This is a genomic window from Zoogloea sp. GW822-FHT05C07 (genome assembly GCF_058800215.1).
The window spans coordinates 2,296,347-2,319,405 of the sequence record NZ_CM179510.1; the positions used below are offsets into that span (position 1 = coordinate 2,296,347).

21 protein-coding genes are annotated in these 23,059 nt (G+C 66.8%); 9 read left to right on the forward strand and 12 right to left on the reverse strand.

Going from position 1 to position 23,059, the window contains the following annotated elements; translation table 11 throughout:
• Nucleotides 1-2: 2 nt before the first annotated feature.
• The 5 genes from AC3QL2_RS10815 to AC3QL2_RS10835 all read left to right on the forward strand — a co-directional run bounded on the left by AC3QL2_RS10815 (nucleotide 3) and on the right by AC3QL2_RS10835 (nucleotide 4,756).
• On the forward strand, nucleotides 3-3,086 hold the full coding sequence (locus AC3QL2_RS10815) for an efflux RND transporter permease subunit (RefSeq protein ID WP_493234394.1): 3,084 nt from the start codon (nucleotides 3-5) through the stop codon (nucleotides 3,084-3,086).
• Nucleotides 3,087-3,195: 109 nt separating this feature from the next.
• On the forward strand, nucleotides 3,196-3,504 hold the full coding sequence (locus AC3QL2_RS10820; RefSeq protein WP_493234395.1) for an ElaB/YgaM/YqjD family protein: 309 nt from the start codon (nucleotides 3,196-3,198) through the stop codon (nucleotides 3,502-3,504).
• Between the two features lie 12 nt (nucleotides 3,505-3,516).
• Nucleotides 3,517-3,900, forward strand: a complete 384-nt coding sequence (locus AC3QL2_RS10825) for a phage holin family protein (protein ID WP_493240387.1) — start codon at nucleotides 3,517-3,519, stop codon at nucleotides 3,898-3,900.
• Nucleotides 3,897-4,181 carry a YqjK-like family protein gene (locus AC3QL2_RS10830; protein WP_493234397.1) on the forward strand — a complete coding sequence of 95 codons (285 nt, stop codon included), beginning with the start codon at nucleotides 3,897-3,899 and terminating at the stop codon, nucleotides 4,179-4,181. The genes AC3QL2_RS10825 and AC3QL2_RS10830 overlap by 4 nt, the downstream gene beginning before the upstream one ends.
• 11 nt (nucleotides 4,182-4,192) lie before the next feature.
• On the forward strand, nucleotides 4,193-4,756 hold the full coding sequence (locus AC3QL2_RS10835) for a hypoxanthine-guanine phosphoribosyltransferase (protein ID WP_493234398.1): 564 nt from the start codon (nucleotides 4,193-4,195) through the stop codon (nucleotides 4,754-4,756).
• 83 nt (nucleotides 4,757-4,839) lie between these two features.
• On the opposite strand, the gene AC3QL2_RS10840 is transcribed toward AC3QL2_RS10835, so the two are convergent.
• Nucleotides 4,840-5,274, reverse strand: coding sequence for a MarR family winged helix-turn-helix transcriptional regulator (locus tag AC3QL2_RS10840; RefSeq protein ID WP_493234399.1), 435 nt, complete (start codon nucleotides 5,272-5,274; stop codon nucleotides 4,840-4,842).
• Nucleotides 5,275-5,347: 73 nt separating this feature from the next.
• Here AC3QL2_RS10840 and AC3QL2_RS10845 point away from each other — a divergent pair, with 73 nt between their 5' ends.
• Nucleotides 5,348-6,508, forward strand: a complete 1,161-nt coding sequence (locus AC3QL2_RS10845; RefSeq protein ID WP_493234400.1) for an aminotransferase-like domain-containing protein — start codon at nucleotides 5,348-5,350, stop codon at nucleotides 6,506-6,508.
• A gap of 44 nt (nucleotides 6,509-6,552) precedes the next feature.
• Here the strand turns inward: AC3QL2_RS10845 and AC3QL2_RS10850 are convergent, their stop codons facing one another.
• The gene (locus AC3QL2_RS10850) at nucleotides 6,553-6,765 is read right to left on the reverse strand and encodes a hypothetical protein (protein WP_493234401.1); all 213 of its coding nucleotides are present in this window, start codon (nucleotides 6,763-6,765) and stop codon (nucleotides 6,553-6,555) included.
• Nucleotides 6,766-6,958: 193 nt separating this feature from the next.
• On the opposite strand from AC3QL2_RS10850, the gene AC3QL2_RS10855 reads away from it, so the two are divergent.
• Complete coding sequence (locus AC3QL2_RS10855) at nucleotides 6,959-7,645, forward strand: flagellar basal body L-ring protein FlgH (RefSeq protein ID WP_493234402.1); 687 nt, start codon at nucleotides 6,959-6,961, stop codon at nucleotides 7,643-7,645.
• A gap of 10 nt (nucleotides 7,646-7,655) precedes the next feature.
• Here AC3QL2_RS10855 and AC3QL2_RS10860 read toward each other — a convergent pair whose 3' ends face one another.
• The 4 genes from AC3QL2_RS10860 to AC3QL2_RS10875 all read right to left on the reverse strand — a co-directional run bounded on the left by AC3QL2_RS10860 (nucleotide 7,656) and on the right by AC3QL2_RS10875 (nucleotide 12,391).
• Nucleotides 7,656-8,180 (reverse strand): hypothetical protein, encoded by a 525-nt coding sequence (locus tag AC3QL2_RS10860; protein WP_493234403.1) that lies wholly within the window; start codon nucleotides 8,178-8,180, stop codon nucleotides 7,656-7,658.
• Between the two features lie 117 nt (nucleotides 8,181-8,297).
• Nucleotides 8,298-9,590 carry a cobyrinic acid a,c-diamide synthase CobB gene (locus AC3QL2_RS10865; RefSeq protein ID WP_493234404.1) on the reverse strand — a complete coding sequence of 431 codons (1,293 nt, stop codon included), beginning with the start codon at nucleotides 9,588-9,590 and terminating at the stop codon, nucleotides 8,298-8,300.
• Complete coding sequence (gene cobA / locus AC3QL2_RS10870) at nucleotides 9,587-10,378, reverse strand: uroporphyrinogen-III C-methyltransferase (RefSeq protein WP_493234405.1); 792 nt, start codon at nucleotides 10,376-10,378, stop codon at nucleotides 9,587-9,589. Before cobA ends, AC3QL2_RS10865 begins: the two co-directional genes overlap by 4 nt.
• A gap of 24 nt (nucleotides 10,379-10,402) precedes the next feature.
• Nucleotides 10,403-12,391, reverse strand: a complete 1,989-nt coding sequence (locus AC3QL2_RS10875) for an SAM-dependent methyltransferase (protein WP_493234406.1) — start codon at nucleotides 12,389-12,391, stop codon at nucleotides 10,403-10,405.
• Nucleotides 12,392-12,577: 186 nt separating this feature from the next.
• On the opposite strand from AC3QL2_RS10875, the gene AC3QL2_RS10880 reads away from it, so the two are divergent.
• Nucleotides 12,578-13,303, forward strand: coding sequence for a carbonic anhydrase family protein (locus AC3QL2_RS10880; RefSeq protein WP_493234407.1), 726 nt, complete (start codon nucleotides 12,578-12,580; stop codon nucleotides 13,301-13,303).
• Between the two features lie 101 nt (nucleotides 13,304-13,404).
• On the opposite strand, the gene AC3QL2_RS10885 is transcribed toward AC3QL2_RS10880, so the two are convergent.
• The 3 genes from AC3QL2_RS10885 to AC3QL2_RS10895 form a co-directional block, all read right to left on the reverse strand.
• Nucleotides 13,405-17,283 carry a DUF3683 domain-containing protein gene (locus AC3QL2_RS10885; RefSeq protein WP_493234408.1) on the reverse strand — a complete coding sequence of 1,293 codons (3,879 nt, stop codon included), beginning with the start codon at nucleotides 17,281-17,283 and terminating at the stop codon, nucleotides 13,405-13,407.
• Nucleotides 17,284-17,474: 191 nt separating this feature from the next.
• On the reverse strand, nucleotides 17,475-18,467 hold the full coding sequence (locus AC3QL2_RS10890) for an SGNH/GDSL hydrolase family protein (RefSeq protein ID WP_493234409.1): 993 nt from the start codon (nucleotides 18,465-18,467) through the stop codon (nucleotides 17,475-17,477).
• A 235-nt stretch (nucleotides 18,468-18,702) separates the two neighbouring features.
• The gene (locus AC3QL2_RS10895; RefSeq protein ID WP_493234410.1) at nucleotides 18,703-19,053 is read right to left on the reverse strand and encodes a RidA family protein; all 351 of its coding nucleotides are present in this window, start codon (nucleotides 19,051-19,053) and stop codon (nucleotides 18,703-18,705) included.
• A 97-nt stretch (nucleotides 19,054-19,150) separates the two neighbouring features.
• Between AC3QL2_RS10895 and ilvA the strand changes: the two genes are divergently transcribed.
• A complete protein-coding gene (ilvA, locus tag AC3QL2_RS10900) occupies nucleotides 19,151-20,671 on the forward strand; it encodes a threonine ammonia-lyase, biosynthetic (RefSeq protein WP_493234411.1) in 1,521 nt (506 codons plus the stop codon).
• Between the two features lie 99 nt (nucleotides 20,672-20,770).
• On the opposite strand, the gene AC3QL2_RS10905 is transcribed toward ilvA, so the two are convergent.
• The 3 genes from AC3QL2_RS10905 to AC3QL2_RS10915 form a co-directional block, all read right to left on the reverse strand.
• Nucleotides 20,771-21,808, reverse strand: coding sequence for an NAD-dependent epimerase/dehydratase family protein (locus AC3QL2_RS10905; RefSeq protein WP_493234412.1), 1,038 nt, complete (start codon nucleotides 21,806-21,808; stop codon nucleotides 20,771-20,773).
• A gap of 31 nt (nucleotides 21,809-21,839) precedes the next feature.
• Nucleotides 21,840-22,649 (reverse strand): sterol desaturase family protein, encoded by an 810-nt coding sequence (locus AC3QL2_RS10910; protein WP_493234413.1) that lies wholly within the window; start codon nucleotides 22,647-22,649, stop codon nucleotides 21,840-21,842.
• 72 nt (nucleotides 22,650-22,721) lie between these two features.
• Nucleotides 22,722-23,051 (reverse strand): SMR family transporter, encoded by a 330-nt coding sequence (locus AC3QL2_RS10915; RefSeq protein WP_493234414.1) that lies wholly within the window; start codon nucleotides 23,049-23,051, stop codon nucleotides 22,722-22,724.
• Between the last annotated feature and the right edge of the window lie 8 nt (nucleotides 23,052-23,059).

The following is a 23,059-nucleotide window of genomic DNA, read 5'->3' on the forward strand; positions in this document are numbered from 1 at the left end:
CCATGAATTTTTCCGCCCTGTCGATCCGCAACCCGGTCCCGGCGATCCTGCTCTTCATCCTGCTCAGCCTGGCCGGCCTGCTGGCCTTCAAGAGCACCGGCGTGCAGGACTTCCCGGACATCGAGCTGCCAGTGGTCACCGTCAAGGCGAGCCTGCCCGGCGCCGCCCCCGGCACGCTGGAGACCGAGGTCGCCCGCAAGCTCGAGAACAGTATCGCGACCCTCGCCCAGATCAAGCGCATGCACACCACCATCCTCGACGGCGAGGTCACGGTGGCCATCGAGTTCGAGCTCGAGAAGAACACCAACGAGGCCGAGACCGAGGTGCGCGCCGCGGTCAGCCGCGTACGCGCCGACCTGCCCGCCGACGTGCGCGACCCGGTGGTGGCCAAGATCGTCACCGCCGGCCGGCCCCTCGGCGCGTGGACGATCCGCGCCGACACCCACGACGAGGAATCCCTCAGCTGGCTGGTGGACGACGCGGTCACCCGGCGCCTGCTGGCGGTCAAGGGCGTCGGCGCGGTGAAGCGCCTCGGCGGCGTCAGCCGCGAGGTACGCATCGAACTCGACGCCGAGCGGATGGCCGCCCTCGGCGTCAGCGCCGCCGACGTGTCCCGCCAGCTGCGCCGCACCCAGCAGGAAGCCCCCGGCGGCCGCGGCGACGTGGGCGGCGGCGAACAGGCCGTGCGCACCATCGCCACCGTGGCCAGCGCCCGCGACCTGGGCGCCATCGACATCCCGCTGTCCGAGGGGCGCAGCGTGCGCCTCGAGCGCATCGCCAAGATCAGCGACACCATCGCCGAGCGCCGTGTCGTGGCCCTCTTCGACGGCCAGCCGGTGGTCGGCTTCGAAGTCTCGCGCACCAAGGGCGCCAGCGAGATCACCGTCGCCGCCGGCGTCGCCAAGGCCATCGCCGAACTGGAAGCCGCCCACCCCGGCGTGCATTTCGCCCACGCCTACAACAACGTCGCACCGGTGCAGGAAAACTTCGACGGCTCGATGCAGCTCCTCTACGAGGGCGCACTGCTGGCGGTGCTGGTGGTGTGGTGGTTCCTGCGTGACTGGCGCGCCACGCTGGTCGCCGCGCTGGCCCTGCCCCTGTCGGTGATCCCGACCTTCCTCGGCATGGCCTGGTTCGGCTTCACCCTCAACACCGTCACGCTGCTATCGCTGGCGCTGGTGGTCGGCATCCTGGTGGACGATGCGATCGTCGAGATCGAAAACATCGCCCGCCACCTGCGCATGGGCAAGACGCCGCTGCAGGCCGCCATGGAGGCCGCCGACGAGATCGGCATGGCGGTCATCGCCACCACCTTCGCGCTGGTCGCGGTATTCCTGCCGACCGCCTTCATGGCCGGCATCGCCGGCAAGTTCTTCAAGCAGTTCGGGTGGACCGCAGTGCTGGCCATCCTCGCCTCCCTGGTGGTGGCGCGCCTGCTGACGCCGATGATGGCGGCCTACTTCCTGAAGCCCGTGGCCCACGGCGAGGTGCCGGAGCGCCGCCTGATGCGCAGCTACATGACGGCGATGGAATGGTGCCTGCGCCACCGCTTCCTGACCCTGCTCGGCGCGATCGCCTTCCTGGTCGGCTCGGTGATGCTGATCCCGCTACTGCCGACCGGCTTCGTGCCGCCCGCCGACCGCGCCCAGACGCTGGTCAACGTGGAACTCCCGCCCGGCAGCACGCTGAAGGAAACCTGGACCGCTGCCGAACAGGCCCGCGCAGCCATCGCCGTGATGCCCGACGTGAAGGCCGCGCTCAGCTCGGTAGGCGGCGGGGCGGCCGGCGACGGCTTCAACCCCGGCGCCGCCGCCGAGGTGCGCCGGGCGGTACTCACCGTGACCCTCAGCCACCGCACCCAGCGCCACCGCAACCAGCAGGCCGTCGAAGTGGAGATGCGCCAGCGCCTCGCCGTGCTGCCCGGCATGCGCGTCACCGTCGGGCCGGCCGACTCGGGCGTCAAGATGCTGCTGGTGCTGAAGAGCGACGACCCGGCCACGCTGGCCATCGCCGCCCAGGCCGCCACCCGCGACCTGCGCACGCTGCAGGGCATCGGCAACATCACCTCCAGCGCCAGCCTGGTGCGCCCGGAAGTGGTGATCCGCCCCGACTTCGCCCGTGCCGCCGACCTGGGCGTCACCGCCGAAGCCATCGCCGACACGATCCGCATCGCCACCGCCGGCGACTACGACGTCGGCCTCGCCAAGCTCAACCTGGAACGCCGTCAGGTGCCGATCCGCGTGCGCCTGCCGGACGGCGAGCGGGCCGACCTGGCCGCCATCGGCCGCCTGCAGGTGCCCGGCAAGAGCGGCCCGGTATTCCTCGCCAACGTGGCGGACATCGCGATGGACAGCGGCCCGGCCCAGGTGAACCGCCTCGACCGCAGCCGCAACGTGACCCTCGAAGTGGAACTCGGCCAGCGCGAACTCGGCTCGGTGTACAAGGAAGCCCTGGCCCTGCCCGGCCTGTCCAAGCTGCCGCCCGGCGTAACGCTGGCCGACTCCGGCGACACCGAAGTCATGCAGGAACTGTTCGGCAGCTTCGGGCTGGCGATGGGCATCGGCGTGCTGTGCATCTACATGGTGCTGGTGCTGCTGTTCGGCGGCTTCACGCAGCCGGTGACCATCCTGGCCGCGCTGCCGCTGGCCATCGGCGGTGCCTTCGTGGCGCTGCTGGTCACCCACAACAGCTTCTCGATGCCGTCGCTGATCGGCCTCCTGATGCTGATGGGCATCGTCACCAAGAACTCCATCCTGCTCGTCGAATACGCCATCGAGGCCCGCCACGGCCGCGGCGGCACGCCGCTCAGCCGCCACGACGCGCTGGTGGATGCCTGCCGCAAGCGCGCCCGCCCGATCGTCATGACCTCGCTGGCGATGGGTGCCGGCATGCTGCCGATCGCCCTCGGCCTCGGCGCCGATCCGAGCTTCCGCGCGCCGATGGCCACCGCGGTGATCGGCGGCCTGATCAGCTCGACGCTACTGAGCCTGCTGGTGGTACCCGCCGTGTATACCTACGTGGACGACCTCGAAGGCTGGCTGGCCCGCATCCTGCGCCGTTCCGCGCCCGCCGCACAGCCAGAATGAATTGCCACGGACTTCGATTGGGATTAGCCTAAGCCCGGAACAAGTGGCGGCAAAAGCCCTCCAAGCTGCTTACCGATCTTCGATACCGCCAATCATTGGGAGAAAAGCCATGAGCGATGCACAAGTGACCAAGGACAAACTCGTCTCCGATTTCAAAGCCGTGGTAGCCGACACCGAAGAGCTGCTCAAGCTGACCGCCGGCCAGGCCGGCGACAAGGTGGCGGACGTCCGCGCCCGCCTCGGCGACCGCCTCACCACCGCCAAGTACAAGCTGCAGGATCTCGAAGCCGCGGTCGTGCAGAAGACCAAGGCGGCCGCCCGCGCCACCGACGACTACGTGCATGACAACCCCTGGAAGGCCGTCGGCGTCGCCGCCGGCGTCGGCTTCCTGCTGGGCCTGCTGGTCAATCGCCGCTAAACCCGGTTGCGCATGAGCGATTCCTCGCCCTCGCGCCTCGGCGAGTACCTGAAGGGACTCGCCGATTCGGGTCTGGCCACCGTCCAGACCCGGCTCGAACTCTTCGCCGTCGAGCTGAAGGAAGAGAAGCTGCGTGCCGGCAGCTTCCTTTTCGACACCGTGCTCGCCGCGCTCTTCATCGGCTTCGGCTTCGTCTTCCTGCTGGCCTTCCTGACCGTGCTGCTGTGGGACAGCCACCGCCTGCTGGCCCTCGGCCTCGCCACCACCGGGCTGTTCGCCGCCGGCGTGTGGGCCGCCACCCGGGCCGCCACACGGCTGCGTGCCGGCTCGCGCCTGTTCGCCTCCAGCCTGGCCGAACTGGCCCAGGACCGGGAAGCCCTGCGGCCGAAAGAATGAACCCCGAACTCGTCGAACTCGCGCTGCGCAAGCAGCGCCTGCAGATCCGCTGCAGCGAACAACGCGACGCGCTGATCCACCACGCCCAGGCCTTCACACCGGTACTGCACGGCATCGACCGTATCGGCGACAGCCTGCGCTGGGCCCGCCACAACGCCCCGCTGCTGAGCGGCCTCGCGGTGTTCACGCTGGTCGTCCGCCCCCGTGCGGCAATCCGCTGGGCCCGCCGCGGCTGGCTCGGCTGGCAGCTGCTGCGCCGCGTCCGCAACCTCATCCCTTAACTGCCATTGCCATGACCACCACCGTCGACCTTGAGGAAATCCGCCGGGCCCGCGAAGAAGCCGACTGCCTGTGCACGCCGGCCGAAGTGGACGCCGCCCTCAATCAGCTCGCCGCCGACATCACCGTCCGCCTGCAGGACAAGAACCCGCTGGTCTACGTGGTGATGAACGGCGGCCTGATCCTCGCCGGCCGCCTGCTGCCGCGCCTGCCCTTCCCGCTGGAAGTGGCCTACCTGCACGCCACCCGCTACGGCCACGCGCTGAAGGGCACGCTGCTCGACTGGCGTGTACGCCCGACCCAAGACCTGCGCGACCGCACGGTGCTGGTGCTCGACGACATCCTCGACGAGGGCCACACGCTGGCGGCCATCATCGACTACCTGAAGCAGGAAGGCGCCCGCGACGTGCATTCGGCGGTGCTGGTGCACAAGGTCCACGACCGCAAGGCCTACCCCGGCATGCGCGCCGACTTCACCGGCCTCGACGTGGCCGACCGCTTCCTGTTCGGCGGCGGCATGGACTACAAGGGCTACTGGCGCAATGCACCGGGCATCTACGCGCTGAAGGGCCACTGAGCGCACCCGGGGCCGGGCTACGCCCAGCCCCCGCGGGGAGGAGGAAACCTAGGGCAGCCCGACGTTTCCTCTGGAACCCAGCCTCAGCCCCCCTTCACCAGCGCCGCCATCGCGCGGCGCCAGCCGTCGGCGGCCTCCAGGCCGGCCTCGGCGAAGACCTTCTCCAGCATCTCCATCTGCGTTCCCGACAACTGCGCCTCCAGCGCCGCCCCTTCGGCGGTCAGCTGCAGACGCTTCACACGCCGGTCGTTGTCGGCAGCCGCGGTCCCAACCAGGCCATCGTCCACCAGCTGGCGCAGCGGCGCATGCAGCGCCTGCTTGCTGACGCCCAGCGTGGTTAGCAGCGCATTCACGGCGATCCCCGGATTCCGCCCGACAAAATACAAGATGCGGTGATGCACGCGGCCGAGGCCGCGCTGGGCCAGGATGTCGTCCGGCGGCGCGGTAAAGGCCCGGTAGGCGAAGTAGAACAGTTCGATGGCCTCGCGGAGCTCGGCCTGGCGATTTAGGTCAATCATGTTGACATTATTCCCGAAGAAGATCAGGATTTATAGGTCAATATTATTGACTTAATTCTTTCTGGAGACTTCCATGCCGACCACCCCCGCCCCACGCCTCCCGACCTCCCTTTCCGCCCGTGTGCGCGATCTGCACCCGTCGCCGATCCGGGAGATCCTGGCCGTCGTAGGGCGCCCCGGCATGATCTCCTTCGCCGGCGGACTGCCGGCCGCCGAGACCTTTCCCGAACTCGCCCTCGCCGCGCCTGCCGAGGCTTTGCAATACGGCGCGAGCGAAGGCGATCCGCAACTGCGCACGCGCATCGCCGAAGAACTCGGCCGCCGCGGCCTCGACTGCGGGCCGGAGCGCATCCTCGTGCTGTCCGGTTCCCAGCAGGGCATCGACCTGGTCGGCAAGCTGTTCGTCGATGCGGGCACGCCGGTGGCCGTCGAATCGCCTACGTACCTGGCCGCGCTGCAGGTGTTCCGCTTCTTCGGCGCGCGCTTCGTGCCCTTCACGGCAGCCGAGGTCAATGCCGCCGCCCTCCGCGACAGCAAGCCGGCGCTGGCCTACGCCATCCCGACCTTTCAGAACCCCACCGGGTATTGCTACAGCGCCGCCGAACGGCAGGCGCTGGCGACGGCCTGCGGCGAAGCCGGCGTGCCGCTGTTCGAGGACGATCCCTATCGCGACCTGGTCTACGACACCTGCGAACGGCGCCCGGTGTGCGCGGCGCTGACCGACAGCCCGTGGATCTACCAGGGCTCTTTCTCAAAGAGTCTGGCGCCGGGCCTGCGCCTCGGCTTTCTGGCGGCCTCCCCTGATCTGTTTCCCTATCTGGTGCGCCTCAAGCAGGCCGCCGACCTGCACAGCAACCGCCTCAGCCAGTGGCTGGTTCTGCAACAACTGGAATCACCCGCACGGGCCGAACGCCTCGCCGGGCTGGCCGATTTCTATCGCCACAAGCGCGACCTGTTTGCGGCGGCGCTGGAACGCCATTTCGGCAAACTGGCGAGCTGGAGCGTGCCCAAGGGCGGGCTGTTCTTCTGGCTGCAGCTGAAGCGCCGCATCGACACCCGCAAACTGCTGCCGCTGGCCATCGAACAGAACGTCGCCTTCATGCCCGGCGAAGCCTTCTACCCGGATTCTCCGGACGCTACCGGCACGCTGCGCCTCAACTTCAGCCATGCCGGTGAGGAAGAGATCGAACGCGGGCTAGCCCGACTGGCCGAACTGGTCGCCCGTCATCCGTAATGCACTCTCCCCGGCAAAGCCGGGGAGATTTGCTGCCAAATACATCAAACGTACGTATCTATGGTCCGGCCAATGCTGCCCACCGCATTTTTCACCCTATTCACTTCACCCACCACCGCGGAAACTCCACTCCCAATTGTCTTTCCAACCTGGATTAAATCCCCTTCTATTTCCTTTACACCTCCGACAACCGCGTCCCTTATTGGCTTGTAGGCGGCGATTCCCACCGCCGCCATTGTGGTATCAATCATGCTCATGATTCACTCCTTTATATTCGGAATACCCGCAAGCATCGGAAAAAGCCGGTCCGATTATCCCGGGCCATTAAGATAACGGCCGGCATTCCGGATCATTTACGCCCCTTTACCAAACTTAGCACTTGAATAGCCTCATTAACCGATCAATTGGATAGATTAAAAGAAAGACCATCCACGAATCGATCCATTCATAATGAAACGAATTGCCCTGTATGCCGGCGCAAGCATTGCCTGTGCATTCGAGATCGTCGGCTGCGCCTCCCCCGCGCCGATCGTTGCACAACCGACGCGCATCCGGGCACCGATCATCACCGCCAACCTCGAGAGCAATCCGGGCGGGCTCTTCCAGCCCAGCCGCGCCATGATGCTGTTCGAGGAACCCACCGCCAGCCGCGTCGGCGACTCCCTCAAGATCAGCATTGCCGACAGCCTCAGCGGCAACAACAAATCCACCACCACCGCCACCCGCGATTCGTCGATCAGCCAGCAGGGCCCCGGCGCATTGCCGTCGATGGGCGGCCTGCTGAAAGAGATCTTCGATTACAGCGGCACGGCCTCCGGCTCCACCAGCCTGAAGGGCAATGGCCAGCTCAATACGGCCAATACTCTCAATGGCACGGTGATGGTGTCGGTGATCGAGGTGCTGCCGAACGGCTATCTCGTGGTGGCCGGAGAAAAGACCCTGGCGGTCGCCGGCAACAATACGACGCTGCGCTTTTCCGGCGTCGTGAACCGCCGCGACATCCGTCCCGGCAACGTGGTGGCGTCGAACGACGTGGGCGAGGCGCGCATCGAACACCTGGTCAATGGCGTGATCGCCGACACCACCTCCCGCAATACCGTCCAGCGCTTCTTTGCCAGCCTGCTGGCCGTCTGGTAAGCCGACCGCATCAGCGCACGAAGAGCTTGTCCACCAGCGGGGCCACCTTCTTGCGGGTCGCCTTCCAGCGGTCGTAGCCCAGGTCGTCGATCTGGTAGCTCGAGCTGGCCAGCACCGAGCCATTCCGGCGCAGGGAAAGGGATAAGGAAGTGATATAGGGCGCGTAATCGTCGCCGAGCAAGGGCTTTCCCCACGCAACCCGCGCCACATATTGAAGCATCGCCGGACAGGAAGAAGGCGACATTCCCACGTCGTATACCCGGCTATCGACTTTGAGGCGTTTCAATTCGCTCTGCACCGTCGGAACCAAGTCCTCGATGGGCACCTGCGGATTCCATTCGATGCACACCGAAGCCGGAATGGAATAGTCGCGGCTAAAGTCTGAATTGGACGAAATCGGTGAAAGGGAGGCCATGGTGGTCACGGCCGAGCTGATTACCTGCATGGCCTCGGCGGTAGGCGTGGGCGTCATGATCATGCAGCCCGGAATAGACACCACCCCCGCCCAGAACATCAGATATCTGAAGACTTTCACCGCCTTTTCCCGGAATCCCATTGCACGATGGGGCGCACTCTAGCAGCCGGAAAATAGCGGCTCCGGGGATTTACGCGAAATTACCTTATTCCCGCCTTCTTTACCCTTGCGGGGCAATCAGGCGCCGAACAAGGCAGCGCTGGCGGCCGGATTGGACGGGAAATAGAAATGCACGTAGGAGGCGGTGACACTGCCGACCCGGTAAATGGCCTCGCCGTCCTTGCCGCCGCGCAGGCTGCTGGCGCGGGTCAGGGGCTGCAGCAGGGTCTCGCTCTTCGAGTAGTGGAAGGTGTGGCCGGTAAGCCGCCCTTCCGGCAGTTCCGCCACCTGGGTGCCAAGGGCCGCCAGCCGCGCTTGCATGCGCGTGTGGCCGGGCAGCACGGCAGAACCGGGGAAGGTCGCACCTTCCTTGTCGGTGATGGTCTCGAACAGGCTCATCATGCCGCCGCATTCGGCCAGCAACGACTTGCCGGCCGCCACATGGGCATGCAGGTCGGCCTGCCAGCGTGTGTTGGCGGCCAGCGTCCCGGCGTGCAGCTCGGGATAGCCGCCGGGCAGCCACAGCGCATCACAGACCGGCAAGGCATCGCCGGCCAGCGGCGAGAAGAAGCTCACCTCGGCACCGAGTTCGGCCAGCGTATCCAGGTTGGCCGGGTAGATGAAGCCAAAGGCCGCGTCGCGGGCGACGGCGATACGCCGGCCACGCAGGGCCGCGTCCACCGGCGGCGCCTCGACGGCCGGAAAGCTCACCGGCGGCGGCAGATCCGCCGCACCGGTACGAGCCAGATGGTCGGCGAGGCGATCGAGGCGCGCGTCCAGGTCGGCGATCTCGGCCGCCTGCAGCAGGCCCAGGTGACGTTCCGGCAGCGCCGCGTCGGCATCCCGCGGCAGCGCGCCGTACCAGGCGATGCCGGGCCCCAGGCTGTCCTGCAACAGCTTGGCGTGGCCCTCGCTGCCCACGTGGTTGGCCAGCACACCGGAGAACGGCAGATCCGGCTGCCAGGTGGCGAGGCCATGCACCAGCGCGCCGAAGGTCTGCGCCATCGCCTTGGCGTCGATCACCGCCATCACCGGAATGCCGAAGCGACGGGCGATGTCGGCACCGGACGGCGCGCCGTCGAAGAGGCCCATGACCCCCTCGACGAGGATCAGGTCGGCCTCCTGCGCGGCCGCGTGCAGGCGCCAGGCGGCGTCTTCCGCGCCGCACATGCCCAGGTCCAGGTTGTACACCGGCGCCTCGCTGGCCACCGCATGGATCTGCGGATCGAGGAAGTCCGGACCGCACTTGAACACCCGCACCTTGCGCCCCTGGCGGGTATGCAGGCGGGCCAGCGCCGCGGTGACGGTGGTCTTGCCCTGGCCGGAGGCCTGGGCCGCGACGAACAGGGCCGGACAGGCGGCCGCGCTCATTCCTTCACCTCCGGGTGGAACCAGGCCAGACGCGACTGCAGGCTGACCACGTCGCCAACGATGGTCAGCGCCGGCGGCGTGATGCCGGCCGCCTTCACGGCCTCGGCCAGATTGGCCAGGTCGGACGTAACCACCCGCTGGGCCTTGGTCGTGCCACGCCGTACCACCGCTGCCGGCGTCGTCGCCGGCAGGCCGTGGGCAACCAGCTCGGCACAGATCGTCGCCAGCTGGGTGATACCCATGTAGAACACCAGGGTCTGCTTGCGGCGGGCCAGCATGTCCCAGTCCAGGTCCACCGAGCCGTCCTTCAGGTGGCCGGTGACGAAGATGCACGACTGGGCGAAATCCCGGTGGGTCAGCGGAATCCCCGCATAGGCGCCAATGCCGGCTGCCGCGGTGATGCCCGGAATCACCTCGAAGGGCACGCCGGCCTTCACCAGCTCTTCCACCTCTTCGCCGCCACGCCCGAAGATGAAGGGATCGCCGCCCTTCAGGCGCACGACGCGCTTGCCCTCCTGGGCCAGGCGCACCAGCAGCGCATTGATGCCTTCCTGCGGCAGCGCGTGGTTGGAGGCCTTCTTGCCCACGTAGATGCGCTCGATGGTAGCCGGCACGCAGTCGAGCACCTCCTTGCTGACGAGGTTGTCATAGACCAGCACGTCCGCCTCCAGCAGCAGGCGGAAGGCGCGCAGCGTCAGCAGTTCCGGATCGCCAGGGCCGGCACCGACCAGGTAGACCCAGCCCGGCTTGGCCGGGGAACGTTCGCGGGGAAGAGAGGCAGCAGGCACGTCAGCGCTCCACGGTCGAAAGTTTCAGGATAGAGCCGGCTTGCGCCACAGGGCCAGGCGCACCGGCGCGCTGGGCGCGAAACGCAGGCGCCCGGCCACCGTCTCGCCGCGGGACAGGCTCAGCTCCTGCCAGGCCTCGGCGGGCACCTGGGCGGCGAAAGCCAGCAAGTCGCCGCGGGCCTGGTCGTCCTCGGCGCTGGCCACCAGACGTCCGCCCGGCGCCAGACGCGCCCACGCAGCAGCCAACCAGTCGCCAAGACCCACACCGCCGCGAATGAACACTGCCTCCGGCGCCGGCCATTCGCGGCAACGCAGCGGCGACGCACTGCCGATCGCCGACAGGTTGTCGCCCACCCCGGCCAGCGGAATGCTCACGCCCAGCAGGCTCGGCTCCATCCCCACCGCGCGTACTCGCGCCGTTGGCACCGCCCGCGCCCATTCGAGGGCCAGGCTGGCTTCGCCGTCGGAGATCGCCCAGCCGGTCTCCCACGCCGCCGGCTGCAGCCAGGCCAGCGCCAGCGTACGCACGGCCAGCGGCAGCGCAGCAGGCGCCCCTTCACCGAGAGCCGCGTCGGACAGGCCCGGCAGCTCGGCGAACAACCCGCTCGACGGACCGGTGGCGACGATCAGCACCGCCCGCGAATCGAAGGCCTCGCGCAGCTCGACCAGTTCGGAGGCCAGCCAGGCCCGCGCCTGCAGCTGACCCGAAGCGAATTCGCAGACCCACACCCGCGCGCCGGCAAAGCCGCTGTCGAGCAGCAGGCGCGCCACCGCCACCGGCGCCGCGGCGTCGGCCAGCGGCAGGGCCAGCAGACGATGGGCGCGCAGCTGGCCGCGCAGCGTCGCCAGCGGCGCCCGGCGCAGGTCCACCACCGACACGATCTCCGCCGACAAGCCCAGCGCGGCGCAAGCCGCCTGCACGCGCCCGACACCGGGCAGCACACGCACATGGGCCGGGCCCAGTTCGGCCAACAGCTCGGCGGCCGGACCGTCGCCGGCACCGTCGCCGGTCACCACGAGCACGCTGCCGGCATGGCCGACGGCGCGCACGTCGATGTGCGCCGATTCGGCGGCACACAGCTGCTGCGGCACATTCAGTTCGAGGCCGGCCAGGCGGTCCAGCGCATCGGCGGTGCCCAGCACGACCCGCGCATTGCGCAGCGCTGTCAGCGCCTCGGCGGACAGCACCGGCGGCACGTCCAGGCCCAGGCTGACGACGGTCAGCGGGGCCGGCTCGGCGGCAGCGGGTTCAGGTTCGGGTTCGACCGCGGCCTCGCCATCGACGGCCGGCAGCGCCTCGACGGTTTCAGCATCGACGGGCATGGCGGCTGGCGTTGCGTCCTCCGCGTCGGCGGGCACATCCGTCACCTCGGCAGCCGGCTCATCGGATTCGCCTTCCGGCAGCACCTCATCGGTCTGCTCCCGACGTTCGCCCTGGCCGTTCCGTTCGCCACGGCCACGCCGACGCTTGCGCTTGCGCCGCGGACCGGCGGGCGCATCGACGGCTTCACCGTCGGCGGCCGGTTGCAGGTCGTCGGATTCGTCAGCCGTGCCTGCGGCCTCATCTGCCGCTTCGGCGGGGGCTTCCTGCACCGGTTCCTGTACCGGCGCAGGCACGGCCTCAATCGGCTGCGGCTGCTCCAGCGGCATCACGGTTTCGACCGAAGCCGATATGGCAGACACCTCCGCGACGGGCGCCTCAACAACCGGCGCCGGCACGTCGGCAACGGCATCCACTGCCGCGAAGAGATCCGCGGTCGTCTCAACGACGACGGGCGCCTCGGCCTTCGGCTTGCGCGGCGCACGCTTGGCGCGGGGCCTGGCCGGCTTCTTCGCGGCGGGCGCCTCGGTCTCAGCCTCTGCTGCGACGGGGGCGACCTCGGCGGCGGCTTCTGCCACGACTTCGGCTTTCTTGCGCGACGTCCGGGCGGGGGCCTTGCGGCGGGCCGGCTTGGCGGGCGCCTCCGCGTCCGCCGGCACCGCCGGCGGCTCGAAATTCTGTTCTTCGCTCATGTTCTGGCGGCCGCGTCCATGCACGACCGGAAAAACGGGGGACGCAGGATAGCACGAAGCCATTTGCACCCGCGGACGGGGACAGCAAGCCTCGCAGATTGGACTAAAGTTCAGCCGCGGCAATGCCGTTTCAGCGCAGCACATCGTGATATTGCGATGTCTGAACAACACACTAGCGGAGACATAATGAAAACCAAACCTATCCTTGCCCTGGCCCTCGCGGCCTTCGCCGTCAGCACCCCGGTTCTGGCCGATGATCACGGCGGCCCGGTTGCTCCGAAGCCCTACACCACCGGCGCCACTCTCACCAAAGCCGTGCAGGCCAGCATCACGCCGGACAAGGCGCTGGAGATCCTGAAAGCCGGCAACGCCCGCTTCGCCGCCGACAAGCCCCTCAAGCGCAATCTCAAGGCGCGGGTCCAGGCTACCGCCCTCGGCCAGTTCCCCTTCGCCAGCGTGGTCGGCTGTATCGACTCCCGCGCCGCGCCGGAGGTGGTCTTCGACCAGAGCGTCGGCGACATCTTCGCCGCCCGCGTAGCCGGCAACACGGTCAATGAGGACATACTCGGCAGCCTCGAATACGCGTCCAAAGTGGCGGGCTCGCGCCTGGTGGTGGTCCTTGGCCACACCGGCTGCGGCGCCATCAAGGGTGCCTGCGACGACGTGCAGATGGGCAACCTGACGAGCCTGCTGGCCAAGTTCAAGCCGGCCGTCGCCGCCGCCTCCACGCCCGGCGAGCACAGCTCCCACAATCACGCCCTGGTGAACGAGGTGACCGAACTCAATGTGAAGCAGGTCGTCCAGCGCATCCGCGACCAAAGCCCGATCCTCAAGGGCCTGGAAGACGAAGGCAAGATCAAGATCGTCGGCGCCCTCTACGACACCAGCAACGGCAAGGTGACCTGGTACTGAGCCAACCTCAGCGCAGCTTCGGGGATCCACGATGGATCCCCCGCGCCATGTGACGAGGCCCGCTTGCGCGGGCCTCGTCGTTTCAGCAGAGCAAAAACAGCTTACAGCAGCACGCGCTCGATGCCGCCGCTGTTGGCCTTGGCCACGTAGTCGGCCATCCAGTTCTCACCGAGGATGTGCTTGGCCATCTCGACGACAATGTAGTCGGCGTCCACGCCACCAGCATCGTTGGCGTAGCGCGACAAGCCCTGCAGGCAGCTCGGACAGGAGGTCAGGATCTTCACCTGGGCGGTGGCGTCGGCACCGCGCAGCTTCTCGGCGCCCTTCTCGATCTCCTCCTGCTTGCGGAAACGCACCTGCGTCGAGATATCCGGGCGGGACACCGCCAGCGTGCCGGACTCCCCGCAGCAGCGGTCGGACAGATCGACCCGCGTGCCCATCAGCTCGTTGGCCACCTTGATGCCGGAATGGACCTTCATCGGTGTGTGGCAGGGCTCGTGGTACATGTAGCGGGTACCGGTGATGCCGTCGAGCTTGAGGCCCTTCTCCATCAGGTACTCGTGGATGTCGAGCAGGCGGCAGCCCGGGAAGATCTTCTCGAACTGGTACTTCTGCAACTGGTCCATGCAGGTGCCGCAGGACACGATCACCGTCTTGATGTCGAGATAGTTGAGCGTGTTGGCGACCCGGTGGAACAGCACCCGGTTATCGGTGGTGATCTGCTGCCCCTTGTCGTCCTCGCCCGCGGAACTCTGCGGATAGCCGCAGCACAGGTAGCCCGGCGGCAGCACGGTGGTGGCACCGACCTGGTAGAGCATCGCCTGGGTGGCCAGGCCGACCTGGCTGAACAGGCGCTCGGAGCCGCAGCCCGGGAAGTAGAACACCGCGTCCGACTCGTCGCGCTTGACCTGCGGGTTGCGGATCACCGGGACGATGGTGTCGTCCTCGATGTCCAGCAGCGCGCGGGACGTACGCTTGGGCAGGCCGCCCGGCATCGGCTTGTTGATGAAGTGGATCACCTGGGCCTTGATGGTCGGCTTGCCGAGGGTTGCCGGCGGATGCTGAACCTGGTCCTGGATCAGGCCGAGGGACTTGCCGACCGCGTGGCCGAGGCGCTGGGCCTTGTAGCCGAGGCCAATCATGCCGGCACGGATGGTCTTGATCGTCGCCGGATCGGTGGCGGTCAGGAAGGCCATCGCCGCCGCCTTGCCGGGGTTGAAGGACTTCTTGCCCTGCTCGCGCAGCAGGTTGCGCATCTTGATCGACACGTCGCCGAAGTCGATATCCACCGGACAGGGCTTCTCGCACTTGTGGCACACCGTGCAGTGGTCGGCCACGTCCTCGAACTCGGCCCAGTGGGCCAGGGACACGCCGCGGCGGGTCTGCTCCTCGTAAAGGAAGGCCTCGATCAGCAGCGAGGTGCTGAGAATTTTGTTGCGCGGGCTGTACAGCAGGTTGGCGCGCGGCACGTGGGTCGAGCACACCGGCTTGCACTTGCCGCAGCGCAGGCAGTCCTTGATGTCATGGGAGATCTCGCCGATGGCGGTCTGCTCCATGATCAGGGACTCGTGGCCCATCAGGTTGAAGCTGGGCGTGTAGGCGTTGTCCAGGTTGCCGCCACGCATCAGCTTGCCGCGGTTGAAGCGGCCTTCCGGGTCCACCTTCTGCTTGTAGTCCCAGAAGTTGGCCATCTCGGCGTCGGTCAGGTAGTCGAGCTTGGTGATGCCGATGCCGTGCTCGCCGGAGATCACGCCATCCAGCGAACGGGCCAGCTCCATGATGCGGTCGACGGCCTTGTTGGCGGTCTGCAGCATCTCGTAGTTGTCGGAGTTCACCGGGATGTTGGTATGCACGTTGCCGTCGCCGGCGTGCATGTGCAGCGCCACGAAGACGCGGCCGCGCAGCACCTGCTTGTGCAGCTTCTTGATGCCCTCGCGCACCGGGCCGAACAGCTGGCCGTCGAAGATCTTGTCGAGGCGCGGCTTGAGTTCGTTCTTCCAGCTGGTGCGGACCGAGTAGTCCTGCAGGCGGTGGAACAGCTTCGGATTGGCGGCGCGGTTGCTCAGCTCGCCGGCCACGATGCCGTAGGACACGAAGCTCGGCTCGGCCAGCTCCAGTGGCGTGTCGAGGTTGTCGAGCAGCCATTCCCAGCGCAGACGCACGGCCTCCACGTAGTTGATGGCAGCCTCGCGGCGGTCGCCGATCAGCTCGTCGCGGGAGATCGTCGCATCGCCGGTATCCAGCGGCAGCTCGCCCTGCAGGTATTCCTTCAGCGCGTCGCACAAGGCCAGCTTGTTCTGCGTGGACAGCTCGATGTTGATGCGCTCGATGCCGTCGCAGTAGTCGCCCATCCGCGGCAGCGGGATCACCACGTCCTCGTTCACCTTGAAGGCGTTGGTGTGGCGGGAGATCGCCGCGGTGCGCGAACGGTCGAGCCAGAATTTCTTGCGCTGCTCGGGGCTGACCGCGATGAAGCCTTCGGCACCGCGGGTGTTGGTCATGCGGATCACTTCGGAGGCGGCAGTCATCACCGCCGCTTCGTCGTGGCCGACGATGTCGCCGATCAGCACCATCTTGGGCCGCCCGTGGCGCTTGGCCTTGGTGGTGTAGCCCACCGCCTTCACGTAGCGCTCGTCCAGGTGCTCCAGGCCGGCCAGCAACACGCCGGCGTCGTTGCCGGCGCCACCCGGCTTGAAGTAGTCGGTGATCTCGACGATCGCCGGAACCGCCTCGCGCACCTGGCCGAAGAACTCCAGGCATACCGTGCGGGTCACCGGCGGCATCTTGTGCAGCACCCAGCGCGACGCCACGATCAGGCCGTCGGTGCCTTCCTTCTGCACGCCCGGCACGCCGCCGAGGAACTTGTCGGTGACGTCCTTGCCGAGGCCGTCCTTGCGGCAAGACGCACCCGGCATCGTCAGGATCTCCTCGGAGATCGGCTTGTAGCCCTTCGCATCGAAGCGCTTCAGGCGAAACTGGACGGTCTTCTGCTCGTGGATCTTGCCGAAGTTGTGGTCGAGGCGCTCCACCTCCAGCCAGTTGCCGTCCGGCGTGACCATCTTCCACCAGGCCAGGTTGTCCAGCGCGGTGCCCCACAGCACGGCCTTCTTGCCGCCGGCGTTCATCGCGATGTTGCCGCCGATGCACGATGCGCTGGCCGAGGTCGGGTCCACCGCGAAGACGCGGCCTGCCAGGGCCGCCGCTTCCGACACCCGGTCGGTGACCACACCGGCGCCGGTACGGATCGTGGCGTAGGGCTCAGAGTGGCCAGGCAGCACCACATCCTCGACCGGACCCATCGAAATCAGCTTCTCGGTGTTGATGACCACCGACTTCGCATCCAGCGGCACGGCGCCGCCGGTGTAGCCGGTGCCGCCCCCACGCGGGATGATGGTCAGGCCGAGCTCGATGCAGCTCTTCACCAGCGGCGCCATCTCCTCCTCGGTGTCCGGATAGAGGACCACGAAGGGGTACTCGACGCGCCAGTCGGTAGCGTCAGTCACGTGGGACACGCGGGCGTGACCGTCGAAGCAGATGTTGTCCTTGCGAGTGTGGCGGACGAGCTCATGCCGCACCTTCTTGCGCAGCTCGGCGGTGTCGTCGAACAGCTTGGCAAAGCGATCCACCGCGGCGTAGGCAGCCTGCACCAGGCTGGCCACCTTGGCGCTGCGCTCCGGATCCTCGTCGCGGGACTCCTCGCGACGCTTCTCCACCTCGTGCAGGCGGTGGCGCAACGCGCCGATCAGCGCACCGAGGCGGTCCCGGTTGTCGAGCAGATCGTCCTGCAGATAGGGATTGCGCTGGACGACCCACACATCTCCGAGCACCTCGTACAGCATCCGCGCAGAACGGCCGGTGACACGCTCGGTACGCAGGTCATCCAGCGTCCGCCAGGCCTCGGGGCCGAGCAGGCGAATGACGATCTCGCGATCCGAGAACGACGTGTAGTTGTAGGGAATTTCGCGCAGGCGTTGGGTCATGGAACACACCGGAACCGACAGGGGAACTGCCAATTGTATCCAATGGGAAGCGACGCCGGGGCGTCAAATCAATACCTTAACGCCTGTGGGGCCATTGCTCCGCGGCCTCCCGGCCACAACAGCCCCCCTGAAAACAGGCGAGGCCGGCGCCCAACCGCCAGCCTCGATCGTCGCTTCTGCAGCTGCGGATGTCAGACTGCGCGCCGGCCGCGGTACTGGGTCGTCACCAGCAGCACCAGGCCAACCCCCAGCAGCGCCACCGTACCCGGCTCCGGGATGCCCAGCGCCGCCAGCGCCAGCACGCCGGCACGAACCTGGACAATCTGCGTCGGGTGGATCTCGTCGGCGAACACCGAGTCGCTGCACGCCGGTGCATTCTGTGCAAAACACGGATAGAGCGCATTGCTGAGGCCAAAACGCTGGCCACCGGAATTGGTGTCGGCGACGACATCCTCGAGCATGCTGAACAGGTCGACCTCGGCGACATTCACCGCGAAGATCTTGCGCAGGTTGTTGAGCGCAGTATCGAGGAGGGCGTCGTAGTACTCGCTCACTTCCGTCGCTGCGCTGCCTTTGCCGCCGAGGTTCATCTCGGGCGTCAAGCCGAGATCCGTGACATTGGCGATCAGGAAATTGCGCGCGCCAGTACTGATCAGGTAGCCCAGCGAGGTGGTCAGGTTGCTCAGCACCGTATCGGCCACCGACTGGCGGAAGGCCACGTCGGCCAGCGTGCTGCCGCTGTTGGTACGCACCGCGTCGAGCAGGTCATTGGAACCGATGCCGATCACGTAGAGGGCGTTCGGATCCGCCACACCGCCCGTCGTCGGAGCCCACTGTCCGAACACCTGCGACAACAAGCCGGTACCGGCCCCCGCATGGCCATCCGCGCCGGACAGCGCGCCCCCCCACGCATAGTTGTTGCCGCCCTGCAGCCAGGCCGTGGAATCGGCGGCCAGTCCCAGCCCCGCCGCGATCTTCTCGGTCCATACCGGCCCGTCGGAGAAGCGCCCCTGGTAGTAGGGCGACGGCGGATACCCCCCCTTGGTCGCCGCATAGACATTGCCCGTATCGGACAGGCTGTCGCCGAAGAAATAGACGCTGGAATAGCCCGCCTCGGCGGCAAAGGCCGTCATCGTCAGGCACAGGGCGGCAAGGCCGCGGGACAGTCGCTTGGACCAGGACATGGGGTTCCCCTCATTGGTTTGAGTTCTTGGTGGAAAACCGGTGTCGCTGGAGCGTGGCAAGGACGTCGACCGGACAAGCATCGCCAGTCTTCTCACGCCACGAAACCGGGTGGCGCCATGCCAAGCAAATAAGATACCAAGCGTGAAAAAATCCCTTTACATCAAATATTCACATCAATTGTGAAAATCGTTCTCAATTAATCCCTACGGCATTTGTAAGATTTCCCGACATCATTCAGCAGGCCGCCTGCACCGCCACCTCGATCCGCCAGCCCGGCCTGGCCAGGCGCACCACCTGCACACAGGCGCGAACGGGCGCCGTGCCCGCCGGCAACCAAGCGTCCCACACCGCGTTCACCGCGTCGTAATCCGCCATGTCCACCAGGTACAGGGTCGCCATCAGCAGGCGGTCCTTGCCGCTGCCGGCCTGGGCGAGCAGGTTTTCCAGGCTGGCCAGCATCGCCGCGGTCTGCGCCGTGATGTCGGCGTGCTCGTCCGGCGGCACCTCGACGCAATGCACGACGCCGTTGTGGATCGTGTAGTCGGAATAGCGCGGCGTGGTGCCGGCACGCTGGATCGGGGTCATGGAAAGCTCCGCAAGGTCAAAGGACGCAATGTTGCAGCGCGGCGCCTCCGGCTGCTACCCTTTGTTGCTTCCCCAGCCGAAGCAAAGGTCTTGTGTCATGAGCGCGCAGCATCCGGACTACCTCCAGAAGATCCTTACCGCCCAGGTCTACGACGTCGCCATCGAGACGCCCCTCGACCCGGCGCCCAACCTGTCGGCACGAATTCACAACAGGATCTTCCTGAAGCGCGAGGACATGCAGCCGGTCTTCAGCTTCAAGCTGCGCGGTGCCTACAACAAGATGGCCAGCCTCAGCCCGGCGGCCCTCAAGCGCGGCGTGATCTGCGCCTCCGCCGGCAACCACGCCCAGGGCGTCGCCCTGTCGGCCAAGAAGCTCGGCACGCGGGCGGTGATCGTGATGCCGACCACCACGCCGGCGATCAAGATCGACGCGGTCAAGCGCCACGGTGGCGAAGTGGTGCTGGCCGGCGAGAGCTATTCCGACGCCTACGGCCATGCCAAGGAACTCGAAAAGACCGAGAAGCTGACCTTCGTTCACCCCTACGACGACGTGGAAGTGATCGCCGGCCAGGGCACCATCGGCATGGAGATCCTGCGCCAGCACCCCAAGCCCATCCAGGCGATCTTCTGTGCGGTCGGTGGGGGCGGCCTGCTCGCCGGCGTCGCAGCCTACGTCAAGCGGGTGCGCCCCGAAATCAAGGTGATCGGCGTCGAAACCGTCGACTCCGACGCCATGGCGCGCTCCCTCGCCGGCACCGAACGCGTTACGCTCGACAGCGTCGGCCTCTTCGCGGACGGAACCGCCGTCAAGCAGGTCGGCGTCGAAACGCTGCGCGTATGCCGGGAGTATGTGGATGAGATCATCCTGGTGGATAACGACGCCATCTGCGCCGCCATCAAGGACGTCTTCGAAGACACGCGTTCGATTCTGGAACCCTCCGGCGCACTGGCCCTGGCCGGCGCCAAGGAATACGCCAAGCGCAACGCCCTGAAGGACAAGACCCTGGTCGCCGTGGCCTCCGGCGCCAACATGAACTTCGACCGCCTGCGCTTCGTCGCCGAAAGGGCAGAAGTCGGCGAGCAGCGCGAAGCCGTGCTGGCCGTCACCATCCCGGAGAAGCCCGGCTCCTTCAAGAAGTTCTGCAACCTGCTCGGCAACCGCAACATCACCGAATTCAACTACCGCTACGCGGATACACAGAAAGCCCACATCTTCGTCGGTGTCGGCGTACACAACCGGGTCGAGGGCGGGCGCATCACCGAGTTGCTGCAGCGCCACGACCTGCCCTGCCTGGACCTGACCGACGACGAAATGGCGAAGAGCCACATCCGCTACATGGTCGGCGGCCACGCCCCGCAGGCGGACAACGAGGTGTTGTACCGCTTCGTGTTCCCGGAACGTCCGGGCGCGCTGCTCAACTTCCTCGAAACCCTCCGCTCCGACTGGAACATCAGCCTGTTCCACTACCGCAACCACGGCGCCGACTTCGGCCGCGTGCTGGTCGGCATGCAGGTGCCGCCGTCCGACCGGGAGGCCTTCCAGGGCTTCCTGGCGCGGCTCGGCTACGAGTACGTGGATGAAACCGCCAACCCGGTCTACCGGATGTTCCTCGGCTGAAACCGACCGGTCTCAGTGCATCGGCGCTAGCCCCGAACGGGGCCGGCTGCCCACCACCACCGTTTCACCGTCCCCGCCCGGCGGCCCAGAATGCCGGGCTCAATCGCGGCCAACGGCCAGATGCTCGCAATGCCAGTCCAGCGCCTGCCGGATGCCGGTCTCGAAGGACGTGGCCGGCGTCCAGTGCAGGCGCGCCGCGGCTTTTTCCGTCGAATAGATGAAGCAGTGGCCGAATGACTTGACCACCGCCGTGGTGATCAGCGGCTCGCCGCCGATGCCGATCTTCGCCACCCCCTCGAGTAGCGCCGCCAGCCCGTACATCAGCCAGTAGGGCAGCTTCACCACCCGGTACTTGAGCCCGAAGCGCTCGGCGATGCGCGCGCACAGGTCGAGCATGCCGGCCTGGGTCTCGGCATCGAGGATGAGGAAGTCCTCGTTGTCGGCGGCGGGACTCGCCAGCGCCTGCAGCAGCGCATCGACCAGATCCTCGACATAGATGAAGCCCAGCGGATAGCTGTTGGGACTCCACAGCGGCAGGAAGCCGCTCTCGAGCTGCTCCAGCACCGAAGGCAGCAAAGCCCGATCGCCCGGCCCATACACCCAGCCCGGATAGATGATCGTCGATACCAGCCCCCGGGCCTGGTAGTCCTTCACGACCTGCGTGCCGGCGATCTTGGTGTCCGCGTATTTCTCGTTCCAGGCCGCATGTGGCGTGGCCTCGGTGACGACCTCCCCGGCCTTGGGCAGGCCGAACACATCGGCGGTACTGACGTAGACGAACTTGGCGACGCCATGCAGCAAGGCCAGTTCGCACATGTTCTCGGTGCCGCTCACATTGGCCGAACGGTAGGCCTCCCAGGATGCCTCGGTGCTGACCATCGCCGCGACGTGGAACACGTAGCGCACCCCGTCGAAGGCTGCCTCGAGGGATTCCTTGACGGCGATATCGCCTTCGACGATCTCCAGCCGACCGTTCGCCGACGCATCCAGCCCGACTTCCTTCAGTTGCGGATTGTTCGCGTTGCGGACCAGAATCCGCACCCGGTAGCCCTCCCGCAGCAGGCGCCGGGCCAGCGCGCCGCCAACGAAGCCGGTGGCACCGGTCACCAGCGCAAGAGTGTTTTCGACAGGCTCCAAGGCTTGCTCCCAGGTTGTGGTTTGCATTCGATCAAGCCTGCGCCGACTGCGCCCGGCCTCTTTCAGCCGCCGGCTCGGTCAGCCGGACACCGAGGAACAGGGACTTCATCGTGTAGTCCTCCATCAGGCCCAGCGGCCCCTTGTCGGGCACATCGTCCGAATCGATGTAGGTGCCGAACAGGTGGTCCCAGATCGAGAAATAGAAGCCGTAATTGGAATTCCCGTAGGCCATGTCCCGGTGGTGATGGATGAAGTGCATCCGTGGCGTGACCAGGAACCACTCCAGCTGCCGCACGAAGGGCAGGCGCAGATTCGAGTGGGTCAGGTGTTCGCTGGCCATCTGGATGAACAGCAGGATGAAAAAGGCCGTGTGGCTTTCCGTCAGCAGGAAGAGCGGCGCCATCAATGCGCCGGGCGCCAGGATGAAGACCATGTCCATCGGCGTCCCGCGCATCCCCGAAAACCAGTTCAGGCTCCGGGCGGAGTGATGCATCGCGTGAATGCGCCACACCGCGCTGGAGTGCATCAGCCGATGGGCCCAGTAGCCGAGGAAGTCGGTGGTGATCAGATAGACCAGGACCTGCGTCGTCACGCTCCAGCCGGCAACGGCCTGCCGCGCCGGGGCGGCCCACGCGTAGAGGCCATTGGCCACGGCATTCAGGGCCGGCCCGAAGATCACATCCACCGCGCCCCCCAGGGCCAGCGCGACGGCCAGGAACCAGCGGTCGAAGGGCTCCACCGGCTGCGGCCCGTATTCATCCATCGGGAAACGCCGGGCCAACGCCCAGACGATGATCCCCAGCACGATGAAGGCGAGCAGTCTCAGCAACTCTTCGGGCATGTTCAACTCACTGATACTGACGCCCGCCCCGGCCCATGCCAGTCGAACGGCGAGCCGGAACAAGGTCCCGTTTCAATGCATCACCGACTTGGAAAACAGGTTGAGGACCAGTGCCCCGGCGGTGATCAGGCCGATCCCGATCACCGCGGCCAGATCGAGCTTCTGGTCATACAGCAGCCAGCCGGCCACCGAAATCAGCACCACGCCCACGCCGGACCAGATCGCATAGGCCACGCCGAGATTGATGACCTGGATGGTCAGCGACAGAAAATAAAAGGCCGACGCGTAACCGAGCACGACGATCACCGACGGGACCAGATGCGTGAAGCCCTCCGACGCCTTCAGCGCCGAAGTCGCCAGAACCTCCGAAACGATCGCAATCCCAAGAAAAACCCAGTTCATCCAAACCC

Coding starts and splice junctions, on each gene's coding strand:
- AC3QL2_RS10815 (WP_493234394.1), top strand. CDS start 3: ATGAATTTTTCCGCCCTGTCGATCCGCAACCCGGTCCCGGCGATCCTG.
- AC3QL2_RS10820 (WP_493234395.1), top strand. CDS start 3,196: ATGAGCGATGCACAAGTGACCAAGGACAAACTCGTCTCCGATTTCAAA.
- AC3QL2_RS10825 (WP_493240387.1), top strand. CDS start 3,517: ATGAGCGATTCCTCGCCCTCGCGCCTCGGCGAGTACCTGAAGGGACTC.
- AC3QL2_RS10830 (WP_493234397.1), top strand. CDS start 3,897: ATGAACCCCGAACTCGTCGAACTCGCGCTGCGCAAGCAGCGCCTGCAG.
- AC3QL2_RS10835 (WP_493234398.1), top strand. CDS start 4,193: ATGACCACCACCGTCGACCTTGAGGAAATCCGCCGGGCCCGCGAAGAA.
- AC3QL2_RS10840 (WP_493234399.1), bottom strand. CDS start 5,274: ATGATTGACCTAAATCGCCAGGCCGAGCTCCGCGAGGCCATCGAACTG.
- AC3QL2_RS10845 (WP_493234400.1), top strand. CDS start 5,348: ATGCCGACCACCCCCGCCCCACGCCTCCCGACCTCCCTTTCCGCCCGT.
- AC3QL2_RS10850 (WP_493234401.1), bottom strand. CDS start 6,765: ATGAGCATGATTGATACCACAATGGCGGCGGTGGGAATCGCCGCCTAC.
- AC3QL2_RS10855 (WP_493234402.1), top strand. CDS start 6,959: ATGAAACGAATTGCCCTGTATGCCGGCGCAAGCATTGCCTGTGCATTC.
- AC3QL2_RS10865 (WP_493234404.1), bottom strand. CDS start 9,590: ATGAGCGCGGCCGCCTGTCCGGCCCTGTTCGTCGCGGCCCAGGCCTCC.
- AC3QL2_RS10875 (WP_493234406.1), bottom strand. CDS start 12,391: ATGAGCGAAGAACAGAATTTCGAGCCGCCGGCGGTGCCGGCGGACGCG.
- AC3QL2_RS10880 (WP_493234407.1), top strand. CDS start 12,578: ATGAAAACCAAACCTATCCTTGCCCTGGCCCTCGCGGCCTTCGCCGTC.
- AC3QL2_RS10885 (WP_493234408.1), bottom strand. CDS start 17,283: ATGACCCAACGCCTGCGCGAAATTCCCTACAACTACACGTCGTTCTCG.
- AC3QL2_RS10890 (WP_493234409.1), bottom strand. CDS start 18,467: ATGTCCTGGTCCAAGCGACTGTCCCGCGGCCTTGCCGCCCTGTGCCTG.
- AC3QL2_RS10895 (WP_493234410.1), bottom strand. CDS start 19,053: ATGACCCCGATCCAGCGTGCCGGCACCACGCCGCGCTATTCCGACTAC.
- ilvA (WP_493234411.1), top strand. CDS start 19,151: ATGAGCGCGCAGCATCCGGACTACCTCCAGAAGATCCTTACCGCCCAG.
- AC3QL2_RS10910 (WP_493234413.1), bottom strand. CDS start 22,649: ATGCCCGAAGAGTTGCTGAGACTGCTCGCCTTCATCGTGCTGGGGATC.
- AC3QL2_RS10915 (WP_493234414.1), bottom strand. CDS start 23,051: ATGAACTGGGTTTTTCTTGGGATTGCGATCGTTTCGGAGGTTCTGGCG.